We start from the raw sequence: 15169 nt of genomic DNA on the forward strand, positions 1-15169 counted from the left end.
TGTAAGCGGGATAAAAGTGAGCCAATCGCAACGCAAGAGGGCATCCATGGCGGGCAGAACCGGTATCAGGCGCGTGATCGTGGCCCTTGCGTGTGTGGCAGTGCTGTCTGCCTGTGCCGCGCAGTTCCGAAATCACGGCTATCTGCCCACCGATGAAGAACTGTCCAATGTGATCGTCGGCGTCGATACGCGCGACACCGTGGCCGAAACCGTGGGCGTGCCTGGCACCAGCGGCGTGCTGAATGCAGGCAATTACTACTATGTCGGCAGCACCGTGCGCCATTTCGGTCCGCAAAAGCCCAAGGTGGTGGACCGTCAGATCGTGGCCGTGGAATTCGACAGCGCTGGCGTGGTGAGCAACATCTCCCGCTACGGGCTTGAGGATGGTCGGGTGATCGTTCTGACGCGCCGCGTGACGGTGAGCGGCGATGGCGATATCGGCTTTATTCGCAAACTGTTCGGCAATATCGGCGGGCTTGATCTGAGCCAGTTCGGTGTTCAGACCTGATCATCGCGCGTTGAATCGCACTGACGGGACAGTCAGCGATTGGTGACACTTGTCTGTCATGGACCGGCCTCATAACGTGTCGGACACGATCTGATTGCAACGGTGCGATCAGAGGCGAGAGGCGGCGGGATTCCATGGTGACCGGGACGGGTAAACGCTATCGCGCGCGACTGGCCGGGACGGGTGCCGAGATTGCAGCCGCGCAGCGTTTGCGTCATCTCGCCTTTCACGGCACCGAGGGTCTGGATGCGGATGGTTTTGACGCGACCTGCCAGCATATGCTGGTCGAAGACACGCGCAGCGCCGAGCTAGTCTGTTGTTTCCGCTTTTTGCCGCTGGACAACGGGCGGGACATCGGCCGGTCTTATTCGGCACAGTATTACGAGCTTTCGGCGCTGGAAGGGTTTCAGGGGCGGATAGTGGAACTGGGCCGTTTTTGTGTGCACCCGGAGCGCCATGACCCGGACATCCTGCGCGTGGCCTGGGGGGCGATGACGCGGTTTGTGGATGATACCGGCGTCGAGCTGTTATTTGGCTGCGCCTCGTTTGCGGGCACCGATGCAGCGCGCTATCACGACGCCTTTGCCATGCTGCGCGACCGCCATCTTGGCCCGAGCCGCTGGCTGCCCCGGGTCAAGGCGCCGCGCGTCTTTCCCTTTGCCAAGCGTCTGCGCCGCAAGCCGGACATGAAAACCGCGATGCAACGCATGCCGCCGCTGTTGCGGACCTATCTGATGATGGGTGGCTGGGTCAGCGATCATGCGGTGGTGGATACGGCAATGAACACGCTGCATGTGTTCACAGGGGTCGAGATCGGGGCCATTCCTGCCGCCCGCAAAAAGCTGCTACGGGCCGCGGCGGGATGATTTTGAGCGGCCCTCGATGCGTGAGCGCTTGACCCTGTGGCGGCACATCGCATAGCTGCACCCATGGCACAGATACCCCTTCTTCAGCTTTCCGATATCTCGCTCACCTTTGGCGGCGACCCTGTCTTCGACGCGCTTGATCTGGTTGTGCAGGAGCGCGACCGCGTGGCGCTTGTCGGGCGCAACGGGTCGGGCAAATCCACCTTGATGAAGGTGATGGCCGGGTTGGTTGAACCCGACCGGGGCACCCGCGTTGTGCCGCCCGGCACCAGCGTTGGTTATATGGAGCAAGAGCCTGATCTGTCAGGGTTTTCCACGCTGGGCGATTTCGCCACTTCGGAACTGGAACCGGGCGAGATGTACAAGGTGGAACGCGCGGGCGAAGGGCTCAAATTCGATCCCGACCGCCCGGTGGACACTGCCTCGGGCGGGGAGCGGCGGCGCGCGGCCTTGGCCAAGTTGATGGCCGAAGCACCGGACCTGATGCTCTTGGACGAGCCGACCAACCATCTCGATATCGAGGCGATCGGATGGCTGGAGAATGAATTGAAATCCACCCGGGCGGCGTTTGTTTTGATCTCTCATGACCGGGCGTTTTTGAATGAACTGACGCGCGCAACGCTTTGGATTGACAGGGGAATGACGCGGCGGCAGGAAAAGGGGTTCCGCGATTTCGAAGCCTGGCGCGACAAGATCTGGGATGAGGAAGATCAGGCGCGCCACAAGCTTGACCGCAAGATCAAGTCCGAAGCCCGCTGGGCCGTGGAGGGGATCAGCGCACGGCGCAAGCGCAATATGGGCCGGGTGCGCGCCCTGGGCGATCTGCGCTCTGAACGCGCCGCGATGATCAAGCGTCAGGGCACGGCGGCCATGGCGCTGGACGCCGGGCCAAAGTCGGGCCGAAAAGTGATCGAGGCCAAAGGCATTACAAAGGCCTATGAGGGTAAGCTCATCTGTCGGGATTTCTCGCTCCGGGTGCAGCGTGGCGACCGTGTGGCCTTTGTCGGCCCCAATGGCGTGGGCAAGACGACGCTGCTCAAGATGCTCATGGGCGAGGTTCAGCCCGACGCGGGCACGGTGGAGCTGGGCACCAATATCCTGCCCGCCGTGTTCGATCAGGCGCGCGCCAAGCTCGATCTCGACGCGACGCTCTGGGACAACCTCACCGGTGATCCCGAAATGCGTGTGTCGGGCAAGGCCGACCAGATCATGGTGCGCGGTCAGCCCAAGCATGTGGTGGGCTATCTCAAGGAGTTTCTGTTCGACGAACGTCAGGCCCGCGCGCCGATCCGCTCGTTGTCGGGCGGCGAGCGCGCCCGGCTGTTGCTGGCCAAGATCATGGCGCGGGAAAGCAACCTGCTGGTGCTGGACGAACCCACCAACGATCTGGATGTGGAGACGCTGGACCTGTTGCAGGAACTGCTGGGCGATTATGACGGCACCGTGCTGCTTGTCAGCCACGACCGGGATTTTCTGGACCGCGTGGCGGCCACGACCATCGCCATGGAGGGCGATGGCAAGGTGACCGCCTATGCCGGGGGCTGGTCCGATTATCAGGCGCAGAAGGCCGAACAAGCCCCTGAGAAAGCGCCGGAGAAACAGCCCGCCGCGCAAAAGCCCAAGGGGGACAAACCCAAGGCGCAGTCCAAATCCGGCCTGAGTTTCACCGAAAAACACCGGCTTGAGGCGCTGCCCGCCGAGATGGAGCGGCTGGAGGCGGAGATCGCCAAGCTCGAAGAATTGTTGGCTGATCCGGAACTGTTCACGCGGGAGCCGGTGAAGTTCAAAAAGGCAACCGAGGCGCTGGTGCAGCGGCAGGAAAAGCTGATGGCCAGCGAAGAGGAATGGCTGGAGCTTGAGGAAAAATCCGAGCAGGCCTAAACCGCCAGCCCCGCCAGTATCGGCCGCAACCGCAAGAGCATGACCAGCGCCGCTATCTTGAGCACCACCGGCAGCAACGCATAGGCCGCTGACAGAGCCATCAGCGCGTCGGGGCTGTTCACGGCGCCGGGCGCAAACCCGGCCCATCCCAGAAGCGGTAGGACCACACCCGCCGATATGGCCAGCGTCGCCTTGGCCGCAAAGCTCCAGAAGCCAAAACCCAGCGCCGGATCGCCGCCGCTTTGCGCCTGATGGCTGGAAAACAGCGCCGGGAGCAGCATCATATCCGCCCCAAGCGCCGCCCCGGAGACAAGGCAGATCACTGCGAATGCCACCCCGTCACCGGGACCCAGCGTATAGGCCCAGACAAAGCTCGCAATGGCCAGCCCCATGCCCGTGCCAAGCGTTTGCGCCGCGCCAATCCGCAGCGCCAGTGCCCGCCACAGCACGGTCGAACCCGCCGCCGCAAGAAAGAACAGCACCAGAAACGCGCCGGTCAGGTCGGGCAATTCCAGACGCGCCTCGACAAAGAACAGGAAAAGGGTCGAGGTCACCGCCACCGGAGCGGCATTGAGAAAGGCCAGCAGGAGAAACCGCCGCAGCACCGCGTCGCGAAACAGCGGCGCAAGCGGGGCAGGCGGGATCTCGATAGGTCGCCAGCGCCCCCGCATGGCCCATCCCGCAATAGCCAGCACCAGCACAAAGGCCACGGCAAACCCTGCATAGCCTTCGCCGGGCAGGGCAAAGGGCAGCAGGCAGGCGGCGGTGATCCCCACAAGCGCCCCGGCCTCGCGCCATGCCGCGACCTGTACCTGCGCGTCGCGCCCGCCGCGCGCGACACCGTCGGCATAGATCAGGATGGTGAGCAGCGAAAACCCAGTAAAGGTCAGCATCAGGCAAAGCGTGACCCAGAGCAGCGGCGTCACCGGCGCGTCCACGGCAAAAAGCCCGAACATGCCAGCGCCGAGGCCGAGAGCGGCGAGACCCGCCACCCTGTCCCGCCGCGCCCCAAAGCGCGACAGCACCCAGCCAAGCCCCGGGTCCTGCACGAAATCAATGAGCCGCATGGCCAGCAGCAGCACCCCCAGAACCTCAAGACCGATCCCGTAGCGCGCCGCGACAAAGGCGGGCAGGTGGATATAAAGCGGAATGCCTGCCGCCGCGACCACCGCCGCGTAAGCGCCGTATCGGGGCAGGTCCAGTCTGCGGCGCGCGGTGGCTGGCATTGGCGGTATGCTCTCGTTGGTTTCCAGCTTGATACGCATCACGGCGCTAACCGGATGGATCGCGGCTCTGACTTACCTTGGCCCCGCCATCTGCGGGCGCAGTTTGGTGACAAGCGTCAGCTCCATCACCGTCAGGAGGATGCGCAGCACATGATGCAGCGTGACCAGCGCCGGATTGGCCGCAAGGCTGAGCGCGATGATCGACATTTCCGTGACGCCGCCGGGGGCAAAGCTGATCAGCAGGTGCAGGAAAGGGATATCGGTCAGATGAACAAGGACCAGAGATATTCCCATGCCCAAGGCCAGCATGAAGGTGACCGAAAGCGCAGTCAGCCCGACGGAGCGGCGCAAAAGCGCAAGGCTCACCCCCTTGAACCGCAGCCCAAGGCTGGCCCCCACGACCACCTGCGCCAGCGCGATCAGCCAGAAGGGCACATGCAGCGTGACGACGCCGCTCAGCGACAATCCGGCGGTCAGCAGCAGTGGCCCGGTCAGATGCCCCGCAGGCAGCCGCACGAGCCGCGCCAGCCCCAGCCCCGCAGCCCCAGCCGCCGCCACCAGAATGAGCTCCGGGAGCGTCGCCGTATCACCGCTGATCTGCCCCATATCCCCGGCGGCCGAGCCCACCGGGTGGCCCAGCCAGAGCGACAGGCCAAGGGGTACAAGCGTGACCACAAGGATGATGCGCAGGAATTGCTGCAGGGTCAGGATGCGCGCATCGGCCCCGGCGGCCTCGCCCAGAAGGATGCTTTCCATCAACCCGCCGGGGGTGCCGCTGTAGAATGCTGTCGCGGCGTCAAATTTGCCAATCCGGCGGAAAATCACAACATTACCCGCATGGGCGATCCCGATGAACAGCACCAGCGCGGCCAGCGTCACCGGCAATTGCGTCATCTGGCGCAAGAGCTCGGGCGTGGCCTGACCCCCGATCATCACCCCGATCATGCCGATGAAGGCGGTGCGCAGGGGCAAGGGAAAGCTGTAACTTTCGAACCGCTCTGCCCGGGCGGCCAGCACGATGCAGACGCCGGACATGATCAGCGCCCCGATCATCCATGGCATCGGCAGGTGCAGCACCTGCGCCAACGCGCCGCCCACGCCGCAAAGCGCAAGCAAAAGAGCTGTGGTCAGGATGGTGTGCCGGGTCATGGCGTGACACTACTCCGCCGCGTTCCCGGGGGAAAGCTGGAGCACGGCGCATGAGCGGGCCGCTTTTCATCGGCTCGAATATCTATCGCGGCTCCTCCTACGGCGCGCGCCACCCGCTGAGCATTCCGCGCGTGCCGACGGTGATTGACCTGTGCCGCGTGATGGGCTGGCTGGGGCCGGATTGCTACCGCACCAGCCCGCGCGCCAAGCCTGTGGCGCTGACGCTGTTTCATGATGCCGATTACATCGCCGCGCTGCAAAGGGCCGAAGCGCGTCAAAGCGTGAATGATGACACCCGCACGCGCCATGGGCTTGGGACGCTCTCCAACCCGGTCTTTGCCGAGATGTACCGCCGACCGGCCACCGCCGCCGGAGGCTCCATGCTTGGGGCCAGCCTGTTGGCCAATGGCGGCGTGGTTTTTAACCCCGGTGGCGGCACGCATCATGGCATGCCGGGCCGGGCGGCGGGGTTCTGCTATCTCAATGATCCGGCGCTGGCGATCATGCAGTTCCGTGCCATGGGGCTGACGCGCATTCTCTATGTCGATATCGACGCGCATCACTGCGACGGGGTCGAGGCGGGCTTTGCCGGGGCAGGGGATCTGCGCATGATCTCGGTGCATGAGGACCAGCGCTGGCCCTTTACCGGCGCTTTCGCAGATCGCGCCGGGGGCGCGGCGCTGAACCTGCCCGTGCCGAGGGGGGTCAATGACAGCGAATTCGCCCATCTGCGCGATCAGGTGATCCTGCCCGCTGTTGAGCGGTTGGAGCCACAGGCAATCGTGCTGCAATGCGGGGCCGATGCGGTGACCGAAGACCCGCTGGCGCGGCTGGAGCTGTCCAACAACGTGCATTTCGACATGGTCGCACGGCTGCGGGAGATGACCCCGCGCCTGCTTGTGTTGGGCGGGGGCGGATACAACCCGTGGAGCGTCGGGCGGCTGTGGTCCGGGGTCTGGGCGACACTGGCCGGACAGGAGATCCCCGACCATTTGCCCAAAGAGGCGCAAGAGGTTCTCGAGGCGCTGACATGGCTGCGCCAACGCGGCCCGGTGCCGGGTTATCTGACCGGGACGCTGCGCGATGCGCCACGCCCGGGACCGGTGCGGACTGAGGTGGAGGCGCTGGCAGAGGCAGCGGGGGGACTGGTGCAGGGCTGGCGTTGGGGCAGGTGACCGTTCCCAAAAGAGCGGGCGCTTGGTCGGCACGCAAAACATGCCCGAACAGATTGAAGGCATCATGCAGCAGATGGGGGCCGTGCGCCGGGACCTGGCGGCGCATCTCGTGCACCGAAGCATCGGGCGCGCGACGTCCGAACCGACTTTGTCTCACTGCACCAACCTCATTTCTGGCCTGAAAGGTCCGTTTTTCGGACCTCGGACAGCGAGCCGGTTTCGCATGCACTGCAAAAGGCTGGTGTGACGCGCTGCTCATTTGCAACGCGCCAACCGTCCATTTCGGGCGAGTGTTTTTCGTCTGGAGTATTCTTACGCATGGAGCGGGCGTTGTGGTTTGAAACTGGCTTATGCCAAGCCCTGCGTCATAGACGGCATGTCCGCCGTGATAGGGGTTTAGGACTTCTTCGAGGGTTTGCGGAAGGGCCTGGCGTCACCGCCTTTGCCATATGCGCGGCGTGAGGGCTTCTCATCTTTGGTTTTGCCCTTCGATACGTGCCGGGCCTTGCCTGCGCGCAAAGAATTCGACGTATCCAACGCGTTTTTGTCTCGGCCTTGTCGCTTCGCCGGTTTCGTGCCCGGTTTTGCTTTTGGCGCGGTACCATCGACCTGCTGTTTCGACGCAGCGCCCGGTGAACTTTTGTCTTTGGTCTTGTGTTTGCGCGCGGGCTTTTCGGAGCCTTGGGGTTTGGACGTCGCAGGTTTGGGCGCCGGTTTGGCGGTCGCCCCGGCGTGATCTCGCTTCTGCGCAGGTTTTGCACGCTTGTCAGAGCGGTTTTTGGGCTGCTCGGCAGAGGACTGCGTGGGTCGCGATTCTGCCGGTGGTCCCTTGGGCGACGCGTCGAAATCCGGCAGGCCGGCCAATTCCGTCAGGGCCGCCCCTTGTTCGATTGCCAGACCTTCGCCCAATTCCTGTTTCATTGCCGGAATGGCCTCATTGGCGATCTCGACAAAGGTTTCCTGATACTGAACCCGAATGGCTCCGATTGCGCTTTTGGCCAGGCCCGCGTTGCGACAGAGCATGGGCAGCAGCCAACGTGGCTCTGCGCGATGCTTGCGACCCAGAGAAAGCGAAAACCACGTGCTGGGACCAAATTCGGCATGATCTTTAACGGGGCGCTTTCCAGGCTCGGGCACGGCACCCAGTATCTCAGGGGCTGAGCTCTGCTGGCGGTAGAGCCGCAGATAGGCCGCAGCGATCTGTTCCGGCGTCCGTCCTGCAAGCAACCGTTCGGCGAAGGCGGCCTCTTCTGCGCTGAGCGGCTCATTCAGAGCGGCATCGGCAATGATGCGTTCCTCCTCCCTCTCAAGGACCTCTTCCGCAGACGGCGGCGTGCCCCATGTCGCATCGAGCTTTGCCGCCTTGAGCAACCTTTGCGCTTTTGACCGATGCCGCCCGGGCACGATCAGGATCGACTGACCTTTGCGGCCCGCGCGGCCTGTCCGGCCAGACCGGTGAAGCAGGGTTTCGGCATTGGACGGAAGATCCGCGTGGATCACCAATTCGAGGCCGGGCAGGTCAATCCCGCGCGCCGCGACATCGGTGGCGACACAGACTTGCGCGCGGCCATCCCGCAATGCTTGCATGGCGTTGCCGCGCTCGGCCTGGCTGAGTTCCCCGGACAGCGAGACGACCTTGAACCCCCGGTTGGAGAACTTCGCCGTCAGACGCGCCACCATGGCGCGGGTATTGGCAAAGACGATCGCAGTTTGGGCCGCGTGGAAACACAGCAAGTTGATGATCGCCTTTTCGATATCCGACGGCGCAACGGACAAGGCCCGATAGGCGATATCGGCATGCTGTGTCTCGGCGCTGCCAATCTTCAGGCGCTGCGCGTCTTCTTTCTGATAGGTTTGGGCGAGTTTGGTGATGCCGCGCGGGACCGTGGCCGAGAACATCAGCGTTCGCCGGGTCTCGGGGGTTTGGTCGAGGATGAACTCGAGATCCTCGGAAAAGCCCATATCCAGCATCTCATCGGCCTCATCGAGGACGACGGCCCGAATATCGCTGAGATCAATGGCACCGCGCGTGGCGTGATCGCGCAAGCGTCCGGGGGTCGCGACGACGATGTGAGCGCCGCGTTCCAATGCGCGACGTTCCGTGCGGGTGTCCATACCGCCCACGGCTGACGCGGTCACAACCCCGGCCTGTTCAAACAGCCAATCAAACTCGCGGCGCACCTGTAACGCCAATTCCCGCGTTGGTGCGATAATGACAGCAAGCGGCGCTGCAGGCCGTCCAAATCTGCCATCCTCGTCCAGAATGTCATGGGCAATGCTCAGGCCGAAACCAACGGTTTTTCCCGATCCGGTTTGTGCAGAGACAAGCAGGTCCTTTCCGCGCAGGTCCTCGTCCAGAACCGCTTTTTGCACCGGAGTAAGTTCGCTATAGCCCTTGCCGTGCAATGCTGCCGTCAGCGATTGCGGGAGGTCTGGAAAGTCTTGCATGGTTCACCACCGGTCAGGAAAGACCACGGCGATAGTGACATTTGCACCTGATGTATAGCCGATAAATCGTTGCTGACGGCGCACGCGGGGGTTTGCCACACGCAGTCCATTCCATCCAAAGGGGATGATGTCACGGCGAAGGCCTGCAAGGCGGACTGCGGCACGAGCATCTTTTTCGACCGATGGCGGGTCCGGTTTGGTTCGCATCGACCCGCACGTCCCCTCCGCGATCGAAAGGCCTACCACCCGATCAGATACGCTGGCTTCAATTCTCATAATCCCGCGCGTAGACTGACCTCAGGGACATTTTTTCATTCGAAAATGACGAGGGCTACATGAGTTTGATTGCAAAGGCGACGTCGATTGTCGGCGGAACGGTGGCAGCCATCCGCCGCAGAACCTCTCCGCGGGAACAGGCGATGGGCGCGGACCCCAAGATCCCGCAGGCCCAGAGCCAGGGGATCATGACGCTAAAGATGCCGGTCGCGGAAGGCTGGAAAGACGGGCGGTTGCCGATCTGTACGGATGGGCTGAAGGTCAATGTCTTTGCGTCGGACCTCGATCACCCCCGCTGGGTCGAAGTGCTTCCGAATGGCGATGTTCTGGTCGCGGAATCCAAGGAACAGGCCGCTCCGCCCAAAACGCTCATGGATCACGCCGCGCAGGCGACGATGCGCCGGGTCAAGGCCATCGGCAAAAGCGCCAATCGCGTCACACTGTTCCGGGACGAGGACGGCGACGGAATTGCCGAAACGCGGCATGTGTTCGTGGAGAACCAGAACCAACCCTTTGGCATGGCGCTGGTCGGTGACAAATTCTATCTGGGCAATACCGACGGGATCAAAGTCTTTGACTACGTGCCGGGCGCAACGCGGCTCGACGGGGACGGCCAGACATTGGTGACTTTCAAACCCCATGGCCACTGGACCCGCAGCCTGATCGTGTCGCCCGACCAGAGCAAGATCTATGCCGGTGTCGGATCGCTCACCAACATTGCTGATCAGGGTATGGAGGTCGAAGAAGGCCGCGCCGCGATCTGGGAGCTTGACGTGGCCACGCATGAGGCCCGCATCTTTGCCACCGGCCTGCGCAATGCCGTCGGCATGGCATGGGAGCCAACAACGCAAAAACTCTGGACCGTGGTGAACGAGCGTGACGGGCTGGGCGATGAGACACCCCCCGATTACCTGACCTCTGTGGTTGATGGCGGGTTCTATGGCTGGCCTTACAGCTACTGGGACAGGATTGTCGATGACCGCGTCCCTCAGGACCCCGGGAAAGTCGCCAATTCCATCGTGCCGGACTACGCGCTTGGCGGGCATACGGCGTCGCTGGGCCTGTGCTGGATGCCGGAGGGCACCTTGCCGGGGTTCGGCAATGGCATGGTCATTGGTCAGCACGGGTCCTGGAACCGCTCCATTCTCAGCGGCTACAAGCTTATCTTTGTGCCGTTCAAAGACGGCAAGCCCGATGGTGAGCCGCGCGACATCCTGACGGGGTTTTTGTCAGAGGATGAAAAACTGGCTTACGGGCGGCCCGTGGGCGTGGCGCTTGGCGCGGATCGCAAAAGCCTGTTGATGGTCGACGATGTGGGCGATGTGGTCTTCCGCGTAAGCGCGGGGTGATGGCTGTTGCGACGAGGGGCTGCCGGGCGGGCGGTCGCGATATGGATCGCTTTGTCGCCCAACGCACCGCGCATCACCCCAGTTCAAGCGATGCGACAGCCTGCAAAGTCTTTCCGGGCGTCGGTGCGTTGCCACGGAACATGCGCGCCGTGCTGAAATTCTGGGTGAACCCGTCTTGCCGAAGCAGATCCGCAAAAGGTCCGGCGGGGTCGGGGGTGTCGATTGTCACATGGGGGTCCGCGAGGGCTGCCGCCGCCTGACGCGCCAGCCGATGCGCATCGTCCGCGTCGGCCGCCACGATGGGGCCAATCTTGCATCCGGTACGGCAGGTGCGGGCCGTGGCAAAGCCCGTCATTGTGTCACCGTCGCGCAGAACAACGGTTTTCCGCGTCGCGCCACTTTCCAGCCACGCCCGCAGAAAGCGCGGCCGCGACACACCGTTGGCCGCGGCATCAAGCTGTGCGAGAGCTGTGAAATCATCTGGCGTTGCCAGTGGAAAGGTCGGCTCCTCCGGCACCATATGACCGCACAGTCTTTGTGTACGGCCCGCGAGCACGAAGCCTGAGCGAGCGTAGTTGGCTTCCTGCGCGGGCACACCATCAAGACCAACGGTGCGCTTGCCCGCATGCTCCAGGGCAAACTGCCAGAGCGCAAAGCCGACGCCGGTGCTCCGATGTTCCGGACGGCAGATGTACAGTCCGAGAAACGCGTATTCGTCAGAGTGGTTGACCACGGAGATCGCGGCCACCGGCTGCCCGCCGATCTCGGTCACAAAGAACCCGTCCGGGTCTGCGGCGTAAAAGGCGGCCGCATCGTCGAGACCGGGGTTCCAGCCTTCCTCCGCTGCCCAGTCGAGCACCTGTCCGAGCTCGGCCAGTGTCGCACGCCGGTGGATCATCGCTGCAGCGCCTCACGCAGGGAGGTCGGCGGCTGTGAAACGTTATGCAGGTCCAGTGACGCCACGAGGTCCAGAAGGTGGCTTTTCATCAACTCCTCCGCTGCTGCGGCATCCTTTCTTGCGAAGGCGTCGAGCAGGGCGTGATGCGCCTGTGTTTCGCATAGGGCGGCGCGGCGGCGCCAGTAGAGCGCGATGATCAGGGACGAGCGCGAGATCAGCTCGGATATGAATGTCTCGATCGTGGACTGATCGGCGATGCGGGCGATCTCGACATGGAACTGCCCGGACAGGAAAAGCGCGCGCCCGCTCTCTCCGGCATCGAGGGCGGCATGTTCATCGCGGATATTCGCCTGCAGAAGCGCAAGATCCTTGTCCGTCATGCGCAGCGCGGCGGAATGGGCGGTGCGCGGCTCAAGCAGCGCGCGCGCCTCGAACACCTCGCGCGCCTCGCGGACCGACGGCTGGGCGACAAAGGCGCCGCGATTGCGCTTCAGTTCGACAAGATGGCGGTGTGACAGGGCCAGAAGGGCAGCGCGTACAATGGTCCGGCTGATGCCATAGGCGTCGCCAAGCTCATCCTCTCCCAGCTTCGTACCCGGCGGCAGGCGATGCTCGTGAATGGCACGTTCCAGATCAGCGACAACTGTCTCGCTGGTCCAGGGTTTTGTCTCGATTGTGCTCATGCTCACCACGCCGCCCGCTCTTTTTGTGACTATCTTTCTTTCCGATTCGAATGTGAAGGGACAAGCACGCCGCACCGGAACCGCGCTCTCAACAATATTGTATACGATTTTGTTCCGTTTTTTGTGCACAGCATTCAGGCGTCCGCCGAAATAGCGGGCGAACCGTGTTTTCGGCCCCGCGCGGCGTCGAAATCTCTGCCCATTCCTGCACCGGACCGGACAGGGTGTCTGCACAACGCAGCACGGGGGTCCTGATGCGGACAGGATACGATCTTGAACTGGTACACCTGACCAAGCGCTATGGCGATACGGTGGCGGTGCGCGATCTGAACCACGTTTTTGCCAGGGGCAGCTATGTCTGCCTGTTGGGACCGTCGGGATGCGGCAAATCTTCGACCCTTCGGATGATCGCCGGGCATGAAGATGTCAGCGAAGGCTCAATCGTTCTGGACGGGCAGGACGTGTCCGAGCTGCCGCCCGCGCAGCGCGGCACCGCGATGATGTTTCAGAGCTACGCGCTGTTCCCGCATCTTTCGGTGCGCGACAACGTGGCGTTTTCACTGCGGATGAAGGGGGTGGACAAACCCACGCGCCATGCCCGCGCCAATGAGCTGCTTGAACTGGTGGACATGACGCATCTGGCGGATCGTCTGCCCGCGCAGCTTTCGGGCGGGCAACAGCAGCGCGTGGCGCTGGCCCGCGCGCTTGTGACCGAACCCAAGGTGCTGCTTCTGGACGAGCCGCTGTCCGCGCTCGACCCGTTCCTGCGCATCCGCATGCGGACCGAGCTGAAAAAGCTGCAACGCGAGCTTGGCATCACTTTCATCCACGTGACCCATGGACAGGACGAGGCGCTGGCGCTGGCCGATGAGATCGTGGTCATGAACGACGCCGTGATCGAACAGGCGGGTGCCGCGCGCGACGTCTGGGCGCGCCCGCGCACCGAATTCGTGGCCCGCTTTATCGGCGGTCATAACGTGATCGCGCTGCCCGTGTCGGAAGGCGGCGGCAAGGCCACGGTGCGCGCCGATGCGGTGACACTGGGACCCGACGGCGTGCCCGCAACCGTGACCGCCGTGGAATACCAGGGCGCCTCGGTCGCGGTGACCGCAACCACATCCGATGGGGAAGAGCTGCTCGCCCTGCTGCCCGAAGAGCAATTCTATCACGCCCCGAAATCCCCCGGCGAGGCCGTGCGCCTGAGCTGGGATCAAGGGCGGCTCCACCGTCTTCAGGCCTGACAGCCTGTCAAACTCCACACCAAACCACTGGACAGAGAGGAACAGAACAATGGCAAAACCCAAGGTCGGCTATACCCGCCGTTCGCTGCTCAAGACCGGAGGCGCGGCACTTGCCGCCTCTGCACTGCCCGCCCCGATGCTTTGGGCGCAGGACACCAAGGATATCGTGCTGCGCCAGTTCGGCACAGGGGTGTCGAACCTCAATGACGTGGCCAACAAGGTCAAGGAAGACCTCGGCTTCACCCTGGAAATGACCGCGCTGGACAGCGACAGCGTCACCCAGCGCGCCGCCACCCAGCCCGACAGTTTCGACATCGCCGATATCGAATACTGGATCTGCAAAAAGGTCTGGCCCACCGGCAACCTGCAGGCGATGGATACCTCGAAGATCGCCAATTACGACAAGATCGTCGGCATCTTCCGGTCGGGCAAGCTGACCCCGGAGAGCGAGATCGCGCAGGGTACCGCGCCGCATACCGTGGGCTTTGTCGATGGCCCCGGCGGCACGTCCTTCGCCGACAATGAGACCGGCTGGATGACCCTGATCCCGACGATCTACAACGCCGATACGCTGGGCATCCGTCCCGACCTGATCGGCCGCCCGATCGAGAGCTGGACCGAGCTGCTGAACCCCGAATTCAAGGGCAAGGCCTCGATCCTCGACATCTCCTCGATCGGCATCATGGACATGGCCATGGTCTGCGAAGCGATGGGCGAGATCCAGTATGGCGACAAGGGCAACATGACCCGCGAAGAGATCGACAAGACCATGGCGATCTTTACCGAGGCCAAGCAGAACGGCCAGTTCCGCGCCTTCTGGAAGACGTTTGACGAAAGCGTCAACCTGATGGCCTCGGGCGAGGTGGTGATCCAGTCCATGTGGTCGCCCGCGATCACCGCCGTCAAATCGCGCGGCATCCCTTGCGTCTACCAGCCGCTGAAAGAAGGCTACCGCAGCTGGGGCGGCGGCATCGGCCTGTCATCCTCGCTGTCGGGCATGGAGCTGGATGCGGCCTATGACTACATCAACTGGTATCTCTCCGGCTGGGTCGGTGGCTACCTGATGCGCCAGGGTTATTACTCGGCCGTGCCGGAAACCTCGAAAGACTTCATGAGCGAAAACGAATGGGGCTACTGGTTCGAGGGCAAGCCCGCCACCGATGTCATCACGTCGCCCTCCGGCGACACGCTGGCACAGGCGGGCGAAGTGCGCGACGGCGGATCGTTCCAGGAGCGCATGGGCTCTGTGGCGTGCTGGAACGCGGTAATGGACGAGAACCAGTACATGGTCCGCAAGTGGAACGAATTCATCGCGGCGTGATCCGGGAATTCGCTTGATTTCGCCGCGCAATGCGCGGCGACCGAGGGGGGGGGGGGGGGGGGGGGGGGGGGGGGGGGGGGGGGGGGGGGGGGGGGGGGGGGGGGGGGGGGGGGGGGGGGGGGGGGGGGGGGGGGGGGGGGGGGGGGGG

13 protein-coding genes are annotated in these 15169 nt (G+C 63.5%); 8 read left to right on the forward strand and 5 right to left on the reverse strand.

Annotation, left to right across the window (positions count from 1 at the left end):
- Nucleotides 1-46 precede the first annotated feature (46 nt).
- The 3 genes from PGB28_RS10725 to PGB28_RS10735 all read left to right on the forward strand — a co-directional run bounded on the left by PGB28_RS10725 (nt 47) and on the right by PGB28_RS10735 (nt 3255).
- A complete protein-coding gene (locus PGB28_RS10725; RefSeq protein WP_271421515.1) occupies nt 47-508 on the forward strand; it encodes an outer membrane protein assembly factor BamE in 462 nt (153 codons plus the stop codon).
- Nucleotides 509-642: 134 nt separating this feature from the next.
- Nucleotides 643-1374 carry a GNAT family N-acetyltransferase gene (locus PGB28_RS10730; protein WP_271421516.1) on the forward strand — a complete coding sequence of 244 codons (732 nt, stop codon included), beginning with the start codon at nt 643-645 and terminating at the stop codon, nt 1372-1374.
- Between the two features lie 63 nt (nt 1375-1437).
- Complete coding sequence (locus tag PGB28_RS10735; RefSeq protein ID WP_271421517.1) at nt 1438-3255, forward strand: ABC-F family ATP-binding cassette domain-containing protein; 1818 nt, start codon at nt 1438-1440, stop codon at nt 3253-3255.
- Here PGB28_RS10735 and PGB28_RS10740 read toward each other — a convergent pair.
- Entirely contained in the window at nt 3252-4520 is a 1269-nt protein-coding gene (locus PGB28_RS10740) for an MFS transporter (protein WP_271421518.1), read from the reverse strand. The genes PGB28_RS10735 and PGB28_RS10740 overlap by 4 nt on opposite strands.
- 33 nt (nt 4521-4553) lie before the next feature.
- Nucleotides 4554-5630, reverse strand: coding sequence for an AbrB family transcriptional regulator (locus PGB28_RS10745; protein ID WP_271421519.1), 1077 nt, complete (start codon nt 5628-5630; stop codon nt 4554-4556).
- A gap of 50 nt (nt 5631-5680) precedes the next feature.
- Here PGB28_RS10745 and PGB28_RS10750 point away from each other — a divergent pair, with 50 nt between their 5' ends.
- Both PGB28_RS10750 and PGB28_RS10755 read left to right on the forward strand, forming a co-directional pair.
- Nucleotides 5681-6805 carry an acetoin utilization protein AcuC gene (locus tag PGB28_RS10750; RefSeq protein WP_271421520.1) on the forward strand — a complete coding sequence of 375 codons (1125 nt, stop codon included), beginning with the start codon at nt 5681-5683 and terminating at the stop codon, nt 6803-6805.
- Nucleotides 6806-6827: 22 nt separating this feature from the next.
- Nucleotides 6828-7052, forward strand: a complete 225-nt coding sequence (locus PGB28_RS10755; protein WP_271421521.1) for a hypothetical protein — start codon at nt 6828-6830, stop codon at nt 7050-7052.
- 149 nt (nt 7053-7201) lie between these two features.
- Here PGB28_RS10755 and PGB28_RS10760 read toward each other — a convergent pair whose 3' ends face one another.
- Nucleotides 7202-9253 carry a DEAD/DEAH box helicase gene (locus PGB28_RS10760; protein ID WP_271421522.1) on the reverse strand — a complete coding sequence of 684 codons (2052 nt, stop codon included), beginning with the start codon at nt 9251-9253 and terminating at the stop codon, nt 7202-7204.
- 335 nt (nt 9254-9588) lie between these two features.
- On the opposite strand from PGB28_RS10760, the gene PGB28_RS10765 reads away from it, so the two are divergent.
- On the forward strand, nt 9589-10878 hold the full coding sequence (locus PGB28_RS10765) for a PQQ-dependent sugar dehydrogenase (RefSeq protein WP_271421523.1): 1290 nt from the start codon (nt 9589-9591) through the stop codon (nt 10876-10878).
- A gap of 73 nt (nt 10879-10951) precedes the next feature.
- On the opposite strand, the gene PGB28_RS10770 is transcribed toward PGB28_RS10765, so the two are convergent.
- Both PGB28_RS10770 and PGB28_RS10775 read right to left on the reverse strand, forming a co-directional pair.
- A complete protein-coding gene (locus tag PGB28_RS10770; protein WP_271421524.1) occupies nt 10952-11776 on the reverse strand; it encodes a GNAT family N-acetyltransferase in 825 nt (274 codons plus the stop codon).
- The gene (locus PGB28_RS10775) at nt 11773-12459 is read right to left on the reverse strand and encodes a GntR family transcriptional regulator (RefSeq protein ID WP_271421525.1); all 687 of its coding nucleotides are present in this window, start codon (nt 12457-12459) and stop codon (nt 11773-11775) included. The genes PGB28_RS10770 and PGB28_RS10775 overlap by 4 nt, the downstream gene beginning before the upstream one ends.
- Before the next feature lie 254 nt (nt 12460-12713).
- Between PGB28_RS10775 and PGB28_RS10780 the strand changes: the two genes are divergently transcribed.
- Entirely contained in the window at nt 12714-13700 is a 987-nt protein-coding gene (locus tag PGB28_RS10780) for an ABC transporter ATP-binding protein (protein ID WP_271421526.1), read from the forward strand.
- 49 nt (nt 13701-13749) lie between these two features.
- Nucleotides 13750-15021: an ABC transporter substrate-binding protein gene (locus PGB28_RS10785; RefSeq protein WP_271421527.1), complete on the forward strand. Its 1272-nt coding sequence runs from the start codon at nt 13750-13752 to the stop codon at nt 15019-15021.
- Nucleotides 15022-15169: the final 148 nt, after the last annotated feature.

Origin of the sequence: Primorskyibacter aestuariivivens (genome assembly GCF_028023675.1) — a bacterium.
GTDB classification, from domain to species: Bacteria; Pseudomonadota; Alphaproteobacteria; order Rhodobacterales; family Rhodobacteraceae; genus Marinovum; species Marinovum aestuariivivens.

What these genes read in the sequence shown, in the direction of transcription:
- PGB28_RS10725 (WP_271421515.1), top strand. Translation starts at nt 47, where the DNA reads ATGGCGGGCAGAACCGGTATCAGGCGCGTGATCGTGGCCCTTGCGTGT.
- PGB28_RS10730 (WP_271421516.1), top strand. Translation starts at nt 643, where the DNA reads ATGGTGACCGGGACGGGTAAACGCTATCGCGCGCGACTGGCCGGGACG.
- PGB28_RS10735 (WP_271421517.1), top strand. Translation starts at nt 1,438, where the DNA reads ATGGCACAGATACCCCTTCTTCAGCTTTCCGATATCTCGCTCACCTTT.
- PGB28_RS10740 (WP_271421518.1), bottom strand. Translation starts at nt 4,520, where the DNA reads ATGCGTATCAAGCTGGAAACCAACGAGAGCATACCGCCAATGCCAGCC.
- PGB28_RS10745 (WP_271421519.1), bottom strand. Translation starts at nt 5,630, where the DNA reads ATGACCCGGCACACCATCCTGACCACAGCTCTTTTGCTTGCGCTTTGC.
- PGB28_RS10750 (WP_271421520.1), top strand. Translation starts at nt 5,681, where the DNA reads ATGAGCGGGCCGCTTTTCATCGGCTCGAATATCTATCGCGGCTCCTCC.
- PGB28_RS10760 (WP_271421522.1), bottom strand. Translation starts at nt 9,253, where the DNA reads ATGCAAGACTTTCCAGACCTCCCGCAATCGCTGACGGCAGCATTGCAC.
- PGB28_RS10765 (WP_271421523.1), top strand. Translation starts at nt 9,589, where the DNA reads ATGAGTTTGATTGCAAAGGCGACGTCGATTGTCGGCGGAACGGTGGCA.
- PGB28_RS10770 (WP_271421524.1), bottom strand. Translation starts at nt 11,776, where the DNA reads ATGATCCACCGGCGTGCGACACTGGCCGAGCTCGGACAGGTGCTCGAC.
- PGB28_RS10775 (WP_271421525.1), bottom strand. Translation starts at nt 12,459, where the DNA reads ATGAGCACAATCGAGACAAAACCCTGGACCAGCGAGACAGTTGTCGCT.
- PGB28_RS10780 (WP_271421526.1), top strand. Translation starts at nt 12,714, where the DNA reads ATGCGGACAGGATACGATCTTGAACTGGTACACCTGACCAAGCGCTAT.
- PGB28_RS10785 (WP_271421527.1), top strand. Translation starts at nt 13,750, where the DNA reads ATGGCAAAACCCAAGGTCGGCTATACCCGCCGTTCGCTGCTCAAGACC.